This is a genomic window from Streptomyces sp. NBC_01546 (assembly GCF_045208355.1).
Classification (GTDB): Bacteria; Actinomycetota; Actinomycetes; order Streptomycetales; family Streptomycetaceae; genus Streptomyces.
The window spans coordinates 3,042,726-3,054,936 of record NZ_CP109379.1; the positions used below are offsets into that span (position 1 = coordinate 3,042,726).

Annotated in this window: 11 protein-coding genes; 5 read left to right on the forward strand and 6 right to left on the reverse strand. The window is 69.7% G+C overall.

What is annotated here, in order from left to right:
• The first annotated feature begins 31 nt into the window (after positions 1-31).
• Together OHA89_RS13505 and OHA89_RS13510 are read left to right on the forward strand one after the other, a co-directional pair.
• The gene (locus OHA89_RS13505; RefSeq protein ID WP_215146790.1) at positions 32-997 is read left to right on the forward strand and encodes a diacylglycerol kinase family protein; all 966 of its coding nucleotides are present in this window, start codon (positions 32-34) and stop codon (positions 995-997) included.
• A gap of 318 nt (positions 998-1,315) precedes the next feature.
• On the forward strand, positions 1,316-1,573 hold the full coding sequence (locus OHA89_RS13510) for a WhiB family transcriptional regulator (protein WP_003953983.1): 258 nt from the start codon (positions 1,316-1,318) through the stop codon (positions 1,571-1,573).
• A gap of 146 nt (positions 1,574-1,719) precedes the next feature.
• On the opposite strand, the gene OHA89_RS13515 is transcribed toward OHA89_RS13510, so the two are convergent.
• Together OHA89_RS13515 and OHA89_RS13520 are read right to left on the reverse strand one after the other, a co-directional pair.
• Positions 1,720-3,189, reverse strand: a complete 1,470-nt coding sequence (locus tag OHA89_RS13515) for a sensor histidine kinase (protein WP_215146878.1) — start codon at positions 3,187-3,189, stop codon at positions 1,720-1,722.
• Positions 3,190-3,539: 350 nt separating this feature from the next.
• The gene (locus OHA89_RS13520; protein WP_215146789.1) at positions 3,540-4,136 is read right to left on the reverse strand and encodes a TetR/AcrR family transcriptional regulator; all 597 of its coding nucleotides are present in this window, start codon (positions 4,134-4,136) and stop codon (positions 3,540-3,542) included.
• An 85-nt stretch (positions 4,137-4,221) separates the two neighbouring features.
• Between OHA89_RS13520 and OHA89_RS13525 the strand changes: the two genes are divergently transcribed.
• Together OHA89_RS13525 and nagB are read left to right on the forward strand one after the other, a co-directional pair.
• Positions 4,222-4,983: an SDR family oxidoreductase gene (locus OHA89_RS13525; RefSeq protein ID WP_406366257.1), complete on the forward strand. Its 762-nt coding sequence runs from the start codon at positions 4,222-4,224 to the stop codon at positions 4,981-4,983.
• Between the two features lie 264 nt (positions 4,984-5,247).
• On the forward strand, positions 5,248-6,033 hold the full coding sequence (gene nagB / locus OHA89_RS13530; protein ID WP_215146786.1) for a glucosamine-6-phosphate deaminase: 786 nt from the start codon (positions 5,248-5,250) through the stop codon (positions 6,031-6,033).
• 253 nt (positions 6,034-6,286) lie between these two features.
• Here the strand turns inward: nagB and OHA89_RS13535 are convergent, their stop codons facing one another.
• The 4 genes from OHA89_RS13535 to OHA89_RS13550 form a co-directional block, all read right to left on the reverse strand.
• Positions 6,287-7,777: a glycoside hydrolase family 3 protein gene (locus OHA89_RS13535; protein ID WP_266615061.1), complete on the reverse strand. Its 1,491-nt coding sequence runs from the start codon at positions 7,775-7,777 to the stop codon at positions 6,287-6,289.
• An 8-nt stretch (positions 7,778-7,785) separates the two neighbouring features.
• Positions 7,786-8,562, reverse strand: coding sequence for a carbohydrate ABC transporter permease (locus OHA89_RS13540; protein ID WP_215146877.1), 777 nt, complete (start codon positions 8,560-8,562; stop codon positions 7,786-7,788).
• A gap of 128 nt (positions 8,563-8,690) precedes the next feature.
• On the reverse strand, positions 8,691-9,713 hold the full coding sequence (locus OHA89_RS13545) for a carbohydrate ABC transporter permease (RefSeq protein ID WP_215146784.1): 1,023 nt from the start codon (positions 9,711-9,713) through the stop codon (positions 8,691-8,693).
• Positions 9,714-9,860: 147 nt separating this feature from the next.
• A complete protein-coding gene (locus OHA89_RS13550) occupies positions 9,861-11,141 on the reverse strand; it encodes an extracellular solute-binding protein (RefSeq protein WP_215146783.1) in 1,281 nt (426 codons plus the stop codon).
• A 289-nt stretch (positions 11,142-11,430) separates the two neighbouring features.
• Between OHA89_RS13550 and OHA89_RS13555 the strand changes: the two genes are divergently transcribed.
• Positions 11,431-12,195, forward strand: a complete 765-nt coding sequence (locus OHA89_RS13555) for a GntR family transcriptional regulator (RefSeq protein WP_215146782.1) — start codon at positions 11,431-11,433, stop codon at positions 12,193-12,195.
• Positions 12,196-12,211 lie beyond the last annotated feature (16 nt).

Below are 12,211 nucleotides of genomic sequence, written 5' to 3' on the forward strand. Positions count from 1 at the left end.
GCTCATGGACGGGCTGGGTAGTCTGGCGCTCATGCGTGCACTTCTCGTGGCCAACCCAGCAGCGACGACCACCAGTGCGCGCACGCGTGACGTCCTGACCCACGCCTTGGCCAGCGAGATGAAGCTGGAGGCGGTGACCACCGAGTACCGGGGCCACGCCCGGGACCTGGGACGCCGGGCCGCGCACGAGGGGCTCGACCTCGTCGTGGCGCTGGGCGGCGACGGCACCGTCAACGAGGTGGTCAACGGGCTGCTGCACGACGGGCCCGATCCGGACCGGCTGCCCCGGCTGGCCGTGGTCCCCGGCGGCTCCACCAATGTGTTCGCCCGCGCACTCGGCCTGCCCAACGACGCGGTCGAGGCGACCGGCGCCCTGCTGGACGCGCTGCGGGAGCAGCGCGAGCGGATCGTGGGCCTGGGTCTGGCGGCCGGCACCCCGGGCACGGAGGACGAGTCGGTCCCGGCGCGCTGGTTCACCTTCTGCGCGGGCTTCGGTTTCGACGCGGGCGTGGTGGGGCGGGTCGAGCAGCAGCGCGAGCGCGGCAAGCGTTCGACGCACGCTCTGTACGTACGACAGCTGATGCGTCAGTTCTGGGACGAGCCGAACCGTCGGCACGGCACGGTCACGCTGGAGCGCCCCGGCGCCGATCCGGTGACGGATCTGGTGCTGTCGATAGTCTGCAACACCTCGCCGTGGACGTATCTGGGCAATCGTCCGCTTTACGCCTCTCCGGAGGCGTCGTTCGATACAGCGCTTGACGTACTGGCCCTCAACCGTTTGTCAACTCCGGCGGTCGCCCGCTACGCGACACAGCTCCTGACCTCGACTCCTGAACGAGGTCCGCACGGCAAGCACGCGGTGTCTCTACACGATCTGACCGACTTCACCTTGCATTCGAAGGTTCCCCTTCCGTTCCAGATGGACGGAGACCACCTCGGTCTGCGCACCAGCGTTCGGTTCACAGGCGTACGCCGTGCACTGCGTGTGATTGTGTGAGTGGAAGGGCCCAAAGTCCTTTCACTCGAACGTTTACACGCTGGTCCACCCCCACGAAGTAGGGCTGTGACCTAGTAGACACCGACGAATCAAAAAAAACTTTCCGGAAGGGGTTGTATCCCCGTCCGAGGTTTGCGAATCTCTACATGGCGATCGGGACAGCCCGCAGAACCGGCACCCACACAGGCCGCCAGAACCCCTCCACGAATCTTCGGACCACACCAGGCAACTGGGTGTCGGCTCTTCCCCCACGGGGGGATTCGTGAAAGCGTTCACATTCACAAGCAACGAGCAAGTCACACAAGAGAGGTAGCAGCCATGGACTGGCGTCACAACGCCGTTTGTCGTGAGGAAGACCCGGAGCTGTTCTTCCCCATCGGCAACACCGGTCCTGCGCTGCTGCAGATCGAGGAAGCCAAGGCCGTCTGCCGCCGCTGCCCCGTCATGGAGCAGTGCCTGCAGTGGGCGCTCGAGTCCGGTCAGGACTCCGGCGTCTGGGGCGGTCTCAGCGAAGACGAGCGCCGCGCGATGAAGCGCCGCGCCGCTCGCAACCGGGCGCGCAACGCCAGCGCCTGACAACGACTTTCGAGCCTCGACGCGCAGCGCGTAGAACCGTATAAGCGCTTAGCAACGTGCTCTTGAGCCCCGGACCGAGAACCTTTCGGTCCGGGGCTCAGTGCTGTCCGGGGGCCGGTCCGTCACACTGAGTGACGCCTTCGCCGCTACTTCTGCGGGCTGGACGGTATGTCGAGGACGACCTTGGTCCCGCGCGGCTCCGCCCGGACCATGTCGAACGTTCCGCCGAGCTCGCCCTCCACGAGGGTCCGTACGATCTGCAGCCCGAGATTGCCGGCCCGCTGGGGGTCGAATCCCTCGGGCAGGCCGCTGCCGTCGTCGAGCACGGTGATCAGCAGTCGCCCGTCGGCGCGGCCGGTCCCGCTGCGGATGGCCGACACCTCCACGGTGCCCCGCTCCCCCTGGGTGAAGGCGTGCTCCAGGGCGTTCTGCAGGATCTCGGTCAGCACCATCGACAGCGGAGTGGCGACCTCCGCGTCCAGGATTCCGAACCGGCCGGTGCGCCGGCAGTCGACCTTGCCCGGCGAGATCTCCGAGACCATCGCGATCACCCGGTCGGCGATCTCGTCGAACTCGACCCGCTCATCCAGGTTCTGAGACAGCGTCTCGTGCACGATCGCGATCGAACCGACGCGGCGCACGGCCTCGTTGAGCGCCTCGCGGCCCTGCGGCGAATCCATGCGCCGGGACTGGAGCCGCAACAGTGCCGCCACGGTCTGGAGGTTGTTCTTCACCCGGTGGTGGATCTCCCGGATGGTCGCGTCCTTGGTGATCAGTTCACGTTCGCGACGTCGCAGTTCGGTGACGTCGCGGCACAGCACCAGGGAACCGATCCGGGTCCCCTTGGGCTTCAGCGGGATGGCGCGCAGCTGGATGACCCCGCCGTTGCCGTCTACCTCGGTCTCCCTCGGGGCCCAGCCGCTGGCGAGCTTGACCAGCGCCTCGTCCACCGGGCCGCGGGAGGGAGCGAGTTCGGCGGTGGTGTTGCCCAGGTGCTGGCCGACCAGGTCGGCGGCGAGGCCCAGCCGGTGATAGGCGGAGAGTGCGTTCGGGGAGGCGTACGTGACCACGCCGTCGGCGTCGAGCCGGATCAGGCCGTCCCCGACGCGCGGGGAGGCGTCCATGTCGACCTGCTGGCCGGGGTACGGGAAGGAGCCCGCCGCGATCATCTGGGCCAGGTCGGAGGCGGACTGGAGGTAGGTGAGCTCCAGCCGGCTCGGTGTACGCACAGTGAGCAGGTTGGTGTTGCGGGCGATCACGCCCAGGACCCGTCCCTCGCGGCGCACGGGGATCGACTCGACGCGCACCGGCACCTCCTCGCGCCACTCCGGGTCGCCCTCGCGTACGATCCGGCCCTCGTCGAGCGCCGCGTCGAGCAGGGGGCGGCGGCCGCGCGGCACCAAGTGGCCGACCATGTCGTCCTGGTACGAGGTGGGGCCGGTGTTCGGGCGCATCTGCGCGACCGAGACGTACCGGGTGCCGTCGAGGGTGGGCACCCACAGCACGAGGTCGGCGAAGGACAGGTCGGAGAGCAGCTGCCACTCCGAGACCAGCAGGTGGAGCCACTCCAGGTCGGTTTCACTGAGAGCGGTGTGCTGGCGTACGAGGTCGTTCATGGAGGGCACGTGGCGAGCGTACCCCGGGTACGCCTCATGACTTTCCCCACGGGAATACTCGGGAGTACACAGGACGGGCCCCGGGCGCGTACTGTTGGAGGAAGTGACGGCATTCAGGGTCCCGTCATTGGATGGACAGAACAGAATGGTCTAGTCCACAATTGCCTTAAGCTTCCGCCCTCCCCGCACAGGAGGACGGATCGAGGTAAGCCGCGCGCTCTGCCCTGACCGCGACGGCTCCTCCACCGGCCGCGGGAACCGCACACCCTCGGCCGTAAGTACTCCGGGCTACGGTGCCGGACGGGCTGAGGGTCCCGTCGGGCACCGTGGCCCAGAGGAAAAGCGCCGCCTCAGGCCGCAGGCCAGGCCAGCAGGGCCCGCGCCGCGATCGCCTCCAGCTCCTCCCGGCTCGCCCCGTCGCGCGACTGCTGGGACATCCCCTGAAGCACGGCTCCGGCATACCGCGCCAGCCCCCGCGCGTCGGTGTCGGCCGGCAGCGCACCGGTCGCCACGTCGGCCCGGATGCGGCTCTCGAACAGCTCCAGATTGGCGTTGCGCCGCGCGCGCAGCGCCTCCGCCACCTCGTCTGAGGTGGTGTTGACGGCCGCGCTGATCACCATGCAGCCGCGCGGGTGGGCCGGGTCGGTGTAGACCTCGGCGGCCTCGCGCAGGATGCGGTCGATGGCCGCGCGGGCGGTGGGCTCCTCGGCGAGCGCCACGCTCGCGAAGTCCCCGTACCGGCCGCCGTACACCGTCACGACCTCTTCGAACAGCGTGCGCTTGTCGCCGAACGCCGCGTAGAGGCTGGGTGCGCCGATCCCCAGGGCCTTGGTCAGGTCCGCGATGGAGGTCGCCTCGTAGCCCCGCTCCCAGAAGGCGAACATGGCCTTGCCCAGGGCGGCGTCGCGGTCGAAGGAACGGGGTCTGCCGCGCTGTCCGGTCACCATGCGCAGATTCTATAGCGGGCGCTAGGAAATCTGATACGGTCCCTTTCTGTAGCGACCACTAGTGATTACTGAAGGGGGGCGCGCCATGGGCGTGCTCAAGGGGAAGACGGCACTGGTCACGGGCGGCAGCCGGGGCATCGGGCGGGCGGTGGCGGAGCGGCTGGCGCGCGACGGGGCCCTCGTCGCGGTGCACTACGGGCGCGACGAGGCGGCGGCGAAGGAGACCGTGGCCGCGATCGAGGCGGCCGGCGGCCGGGCCTTCGCCCTCAGGGCCGAGCTCGGGGTCCCGGGTGACGCGCAGGCCCTGTGGGCGGCCTACGAGGCCCATCCCGCGCACACCGAGGAGGTCGACATCCTGGTCAACAACGCGGGGGCGGCCGCGTTCGCGGGCATCGGGGACACCGACGAGGAGACGTACGACCGGGCGCACGCGCTCAACGCCAAGGCTCCGTTCTTCGTGATCAAGTACGGGCTGCCGCGGCTGCGTGACGGGGGCCGGATCGTGAACGTGACCGGGACCCCGGAGCTCGCGCTGCCGGCCATCCTGGCCACGGTCATGGCGAAGGGCGCGGCGAACGCGCTGACCCGGTCGCTGGCCGCCGAACTCGCCCCGCGCGGGATCACGGTGAACTCGGTGGGCCCCGGCATCACCGAGACCGACCTGAACGCGGGGCTGCTGGCGGATCCCGGGACCCGGGCCCACCTGGCCGCCCGCTCGGTCTTCCACCGGATCGGCACGGCGGAGGAGGTCGCGGACGTGGTGGCCTTCCTCGCCTCGGCGGACTCCCGCTGGGTGACGGGCCAGCACCTGGACGCGACGGGCGGCCTCCAGCTGGCGCTCACCTAGGCCCTGTCCGGGCGATGGGCCAGCTGGTCTCGGTCACCTTGTCCAGGGCCCGTGCCGCGCAGCCGGTCCAGTACGGGCTGGAGGGCCTCGCCGCCGTCCCGCCGGGGACGACGGCGATGACCGGGGAGCCCTGCCCGCCGGGATGCGCCTGCGGGGATTCGGACCACCATGGAAATGGGTGCGAACCGGGGTGTGAAGGGCCCGGTTCTGCTAGATTGGTCTATACCACACATGCCCACACCTCTTCAGATCGGCAGGCCCCGCGTGGAAGTTGTCATCGTCCCGGACGCCAAGGCAGGCGGCGAGCTCATCGCGGAGGCCATGGCCGCACTGGTCCGCCGCAAGCCCGACGCCCTGCTCGGCGTGGCGACCGGCTCTACCCCGCTGCCCATCTACGAGGCCCTCGCCGGCAAGGTCAGGGCGGGCCTGGTCGACGCGTCCAAGGCGCGGATCTGCCAGCTCGACGAGTACGTGGGCCTGCCGACCGGGCACCCCGAGTCCTACCGCGCGGTCGTGCTGCGCGAGGTCGTCGAGCCGCTCGGTCTGTCCGAGGCCTCCTTCATGGGCCCCGACGGCTCGGCCGAGGACATCGTCGCCGCGTGCGAGGCCTATGACCGCGCGCTCGCCGAGGCCGGCGGTGTGGACCTCCAGCTGCTGGGCATCGGCACGGACGGGCACATCGGCTTCAACGAGCCGTGCTCCTCGCTGGCCTCCCGCACCCGCATCAAGACGCTGACGGAGCAGACCCGTGTGGACAACGCGCGGTTCTTCGACGACGACATAGACCAGGTGCCGCACCACGTCATCACGCAGGGCATCGGCACCATCCTCGACGCCCGCCACCTGGTGCTGCTGGCCACCGGGGAGGGCAAGGCCGAGGCCGTCGCGCAGACGGTCGAGGGCCCGCTGTCGGCGCTGGTCCCGGCGTCTGCGCTGCAGCTGCACCGCCATGCCACTGTTGTCGTGGACGAGGCGGCCGCGTCGAAGCTGAAGCTCGCCGACTACTTCCGGCACACGTACGCCAACAAGCCTGCCTGGCAGGGTCTGTAGGCCGTTCGGCGCGAAGGCCGGGCTCCCCCCAAGGGGGCCCGGCCTTCGTTCGTACCCGGGCGCTGCCCGGACCCTCCCCCAGACTCCGTCCGGGGGGACCCCCACTCAAACGCCGGCGGGGCTGGGTTGTGCCCGGCTGGGGCTGGGTTGTGCCGGCTGGGGCCAGCCGCGCCCGGCGGCCGGCAGCAGCCAAATCCAGCCCCGCCGGCGTTTGAGGCGCGGGGGTCTGGGGGCGGAGCCCCCAGCAGCGGGGCTACGGGCCGGCCAGGAGCTCGGCCGCGGCGCGGCCGCAGACGGGGGACGCGCCGTGCGTTGCGATGTACAGACGGCCGCGCGGCTCGGCCCGCGGGAGTCCCATCTCGACCACCACGGTGTCGGCCCGCGCCGCGACCAGCGCGTCGAGGGCCTCCGCCATCCAAGGATGCCGGTGCGCGTCGCGCACCACCGCGACCACGGTACGGTCACCCGCCGCGGCCAGGATGTCCCCCGCCGACGCCCCCTCCGGGTAGACGCCCGAGGCCGTCCCCGGTACCAGCGCGGCCAGTTCGGCGGCCACGCCCCACGGGGTCTCATCGCCCACCGCGATGTTCGCGACCGGGGTCAGCGTGGCCACGTACGGAGCGGCGGCGGCGGTGAGCGGGCTCGCCGAACCGGTGACGGCCACCGCCCGGCGGGCGGCCTCCAGGCCGATGCCGGACGCGCGGCTCCCCTCCGGTCGCGCGTCCGGCCGGGCCATGAGGGTCCACTCGGCCAGCGCGCGGACCCGGGCGGCGGCCTCGGCCAGCCGCTCCTCCGGCAGCGAGCCCTCGCGTACGGCCGCGACGAGCGCGTCGCGCAGCCGGAGCACGGTCGCCTCGTCGGCGAGCCCGCCGCCGACACAGATCGCGTCGGCGCCGGCCGCGACGGCCAGGACCGAGCCGCGCTCGATCCCGTACGTCCCGGCGATGGCGTTCATCTCCATGCCGTCGGTGACGATCAGCCCCTCGTAGCCGAGCTCCTTGCGCAGCAGACCGGTCAGGATCTGCGGGCTGAGGGTGGCCGGGCGGGTCGGGTCCAGGGCGGGCACCAGGATGTGCGCGCTCATCACCGCCTTGGTGCCGGCCTCGATGGCGGCCTTGAACGGTACGAGTTCACGCGCGGCGAGGGTGTCCAGGTCCACATCGATGCGCGGCAGCGCGTGGTGCGAGTCGACGTTGGTGTCGCCGTGGCCGGGGAAGTGCTTGGTGCACGCGGCGACGCCGGCGGCCTGGAGGCCTTCGACGTACGCGGCGGTGTGCCGGGCCGTGAGCTGGGTGTCGGCGCCGAAGGACCGTACGCCGATCACCGGGTTGTCCGGGTTGGAGTTGACGTCCGCGGACGGGGCCCAGTTGAGGTTGACCCCGCACTCGGCGAGGCGCCGGCCCAGCTCGCGGGCCACGTCCCGGGTGAGGGAGGTGTCGTCGACGGCGCCGAGCGCCAGGTTGCCGGGGAAGGAGGAGCCGCCGCGGACCTCCAGGCGGGTGACGTCGCCGCCCTCCTCGTCGATGGCGACCAGCACGTCCTCGCGCTCCGCGCGCAGCTGCGCGGTCAGCGCGGCGAGCTGCTCGGGCGAGGCGATGTTGCGGCCGAACAGGCCGACGGAGGTGAGGCCTTCGGAGACCTGGCGGAGCAGCCAGGCGGGGGCGGTGGTGCCCTCGAAGCCGGGCTGGAGGACCGCGAGGGCGTCGCGGGTGACCGTATCCACCTTGTGCGCAAGGACAGTCATGGGTGCCGTTATCCCTTCACGGCGCCGGCGGTCATGCCGCCGACGGCCTTGCGCTGGAGGAAGATGAAGATCAGCAGGACCGGTACGGCGAACAGGGAAGACGCGGCCATGGTGGCGCCCCAGTCGTTGCCGAAGGCGCTCTGGAACTCGGTGAGCCAGAGCGGCAGGGTCTGCGCGGTCTTGTCCTTGTTCAGGATCAGGACCATCGCGAACTCGTTCCAGGCGGTGATGAAGCCGAAGAGCGAGGTGGACATCAGGCCGGGGGCCAGCAGGGGGAAGATCACCTTGCGGAAGGCCTGGCCGCGGGTGCAGCCGTCGATCTGGGCGGCCTCCTCCAGGGTCACCGGGACGGCGGCGATGAAGCCGCGCAGGGTCCAGATGGTGAAGGGGAGGACCATCACGAAGTAGATCGCGGTGAGCAGCGGGAGGCTGTTCAGCATCTCGCTGTCGCGGGCGATCATGTACATCGCGATGACCATGACCTCCCAGGGGGCCATCTGGGCCATCATCACGGCGAGTACGAGGCCCTTGCGGCCCTTGAACTTCATGCGGGCGATGGCGAAGCTCGCGGCGAGCGCGACGACCAGGGCCAGCAGGACGGCGCCGACGGTGACCAGGACGCTGTTGGTGACGTACGTCCAGAAGTTGGCGACCCCGGTGGCCTTGGTGAAGTTGTCCAGCGTCGGGGTGAAGACGAAGACCGGGTCCTTGGTGAGGATCTCGCTGGACGGCTTGAGCGCCGAGGAGAACATCCAGTACACGGGGAAGACGAAGACGAGGGCCAGGAGGAGCGCGCCGAGGTTCTTGGCGACGGCTCCGGGGCGGACCGGCCGGCGCGTACGGAGCTTCTGCGCGGGCTTCGCGGACGGCGCGGGCGGCCCGGACGGCGCGGCCTTCGGGGCGGTGGTCGTGCTCACTGCTCCTCCTCCTGCTTCAGGATCAGGCGGAAGTAGAAGGACATGACGACCACGAGGATCACGATCGTCAGGACGGAGATGGCGGCGGCGAGGCCGTAGTGGGCCTGGCTCTGGCCCTCGACGTAGGCGAAGACCGGCAGGATCTCGGAGGCGCGGTCGGGGCCGCCCTTGTTCATCGCGTAGACCTGGGTGAAGGCCTTGAAGACCCAGATCACCTCGAGGAACGTGGTGACGAGGAAGAAGGGCTTGAGGTTCGGGAAGACGATCTTCCAGAAGGTCTGCCAGCCGTTGGCGCCGTCCATCCGGGCGGCCTCGTACAGCTCGGAGCTGACGGTGGTCAGGCCGGCGTACATGTTGAGCGCGACGAAGGGGATGGAGCCCCAGACCACCAGGATCGTGACGATCACCAGGGTGGAGAGGCCGGTCTCCATCCAGTTGTGCTGCTCGTAGCCGGCGAAGCCGGCGGTGCGCATGAGCCAGTTCATGACGCCGAACTGCTCGTCGAACAGCCACTTGAAGACCTGTACGGAGGCGACGATCGGCATGGCCCAGGCCATCACCAGCGCCATCGACAGGACCAGGCGCATCTTCTTGCCGAGCTTGTTCAGCAGGATGCCGATGAGGCTGCCCAGCACCATGATCAGCACGACGTTGGCCAGGGTGAAGCCGAAGCTCCGGACGACGACGGTCCAGAAGTTCGCGTCGCCGAGCAGCTCGGTGTAGTTGCCGAACCCGGCGAAGGGGTACTTCCGCTGGATGAACTCGATCTTGTTGATGTCCTGGAAGGACAGGATCACGTTCTTGATCAGCGGATACAGCAGGAGGGTCGCGAGGCTGAGCACCGCGGGCCCGATCAGCAGGTAGGGCAACCACCCCGACGGGAGCGACTTTCTGCCCCCGCGAGGAGACGTACGGCCGCGGTCGGTTCCGCCGGCCGGCGCCTTCGGCGGCGGCACGGCGGACTTCATCGGTGCGTCCTGTGGAGCGCTGGTCGCCGCCCCCTGGGAGTGCACAGTCATGGTCTTCGTTTCCTCGCGGTTGACTGTGGAGTCACATGCGCGACCGGGGGCGCGGCAGGCGCTGCGGGCGCCTGCCGCACCCCCCGGTGCGTTCACACTGCTGGGTAGTGCGGGTACTGCGGGTGCAGCCGGTACTGCGGGGTGGGACTACTTGTTGATGCGGTTCGCGATTTCCTTGTCCGCGTCCGCGCCCGCCTTGGCGGCGTCCTCACCCTTCAGGACCTTGGTCATGAACTCCTTGATGGGGTTCGGCTCGGTCTCGACGTTCGCCCAGCCCGGGGTGACCGGGGTGATCTTGCCGTTGACGCCGCCCTTGCCCATGGCCTCCGCGAAGGAGCCCGCGGCGGGGGTGAAGTTGGCGCCGGCCTGGTTCGGGAGCAGCGCGCCCTTGGTCTCGGCGGCGTACTTGGTCATCTGGTCCTTGCCTGCGGCGAGGGCCAGCCACTCCTTGGCGAGCTCCTTGTTCTTGGAGCGCTCGGCCACCGCGAGGTTCGAGCCGCCGAGGAAGACGGTGCTGGTCTTGTCAGCGGTCTTGCCCGGGATCGGGAAGTAGCCGAAGTCGGCTTCCTTGCCCGCTTCCTTCAGGGCCTTCTCGGCACCGCCGGCCTCCCAGCCGAGACCGATCCAGGAGGAGACGCCGCCCTTGGGGACGATGTCGGTGGACTGCTGCGGGTTGGCCTCGTCCTTGTCCTTGGGGGCGGTGGAGAAGGCCTGGAGCTTCTTGTAGAACTCCATCGCGGAGGCGGCCTGCGGGGTGCCCAGTGCACCCTTCCACTTGTCGCCGTCCTTGACGGCGAGGTCGCCGCCCTCGTCCCAGATCAGGCCGGCGAGGACGTACCAGCTCTGGCCGGGCAGGTAGATCGGCTGCGAGGCCGGGTCGGCCGCCTTCAGCTTCTCCAGACCGGCGATCCACTCGTCGCGGGTCTTCGGCGGGGTGACGCCGGCCTTCTCGAAGGCCTTCTTGTCGTAGATGACGACGCGGTTGGCGGCGTACCACGGGGCGGAGTAGAGCTTGCCGTCGACCTCTGCCGAGGTGAGCATGCTCTTCTGCCAGGCGTCGGCGCCGAGCTTGGCCTTGTCCTTCGTCAGGTCGGCGAGGCCGCCGGTGACCGCGTAGCCGGCGGTCTGGGTGTTGCCGAGCTCAAGGACGTCCGGAGGGGTGTTCTCGGAGAGGGCCGTGGTGACCTTCTCCTGGATGCCGGTCCACTTCTGCTCCTCGACCTTCACCGTGACACCGGGGTGCTTGGCCGAGAACTCCTTGTTGACCTCGTCGATCCAGGCCTTCGGCGCGGAGCCGTCCATCACCCAGACGGTGATCTCCTTGGGGCCCGCGTCGGCCTTGGCCTTGTCGTCGCCGCTGTTGCCGCACGCCGCGACTCCGGCCATCATGCCCGCAACACTGACCGCCACGATGAGCTTGCGCTTCACGCCACCCTCCTCAGGGATGCCTGCCTGCACTTCCCTTGCCCGCCGCGGTGACATACGCGAAGTACTGCCGTGGGGCCGGGATCTGATCCATATTGGTTTAGACCAGTAGCTGGAGCTTGGCCTAGACCTTTAGGGGTGTCAAGGGTCTAATGAGCGGGTGCTCGGTCCGTTATCGGACCGACACCTGGGGAGAGAGAAGGCCTGTCCCCCCGCACGTGTCACGATGTGACCGCACATATCGGAGGAGCCGGTGACGGCAGCGAAACTGGAGTCGGGAAGGCGGGCGGCGATGGCCACCGAAGGGGCGATCACGGAGCCGGAAGGCGGGGCGGCCACCCGCACGGCGCGTGTACCCAAGTACTACCGACTCAAGCGGCACTTGCTCGACATGACCGAGACGCTGCCACCGGGCACCCCGGTGCCGCCGGAGCGCACGCTCGCGGCCGAATTCGACACCTCGCGGACCACCGTCCGGCAGGCCCTCCAGGAGCTCGTCGTCGAGGGGCGGCTGGAAAGGATCCAGGGCAAGGGGACCTTCGTCGCCAAGCCCAAGGTCTCGCAGGCCCTCCAACTCACCTCGTACACCGAGGACATGCGCGCCCAGGGGCTGGAACCGACGTCCCAGCTGCTGGACATCGGCTACGTGACGGCGGACGACACCCTCGCCGGACTGCTCAAGATCAACACCGGTGGGCGGGTGCTGCGCATCGAGCGGCTGCGACTGGCCAGCGGTGAGCCGATGGCCATCGAGACCACCCATCTCTCGGCGAAGCGCTTCCCCGCCCTGCGCCGTTCGCTCGCCAAGTACACCTCCCTCTACACCGCCCTCGCCGAGGTCTACGACGTCCACCTCGCCGAGGCCGAGGAGACGATCGAGACCTCGCTGGCCACCCCGCGCGAGGCCGGACTGCTCGGCACCGACGTCGGCCTGCCGATGCTGATGCTCTCCCGGCACTCCCTCGACGCGGACGGGGAACCCGTGGAGTGGGTGCGGTCGGTGTACCGCGGCGACCGGTACAAGTTCGTCGCCAGGCTCAAGCGGCCCGCCGTCTGACGGCGGAGGTCCGACT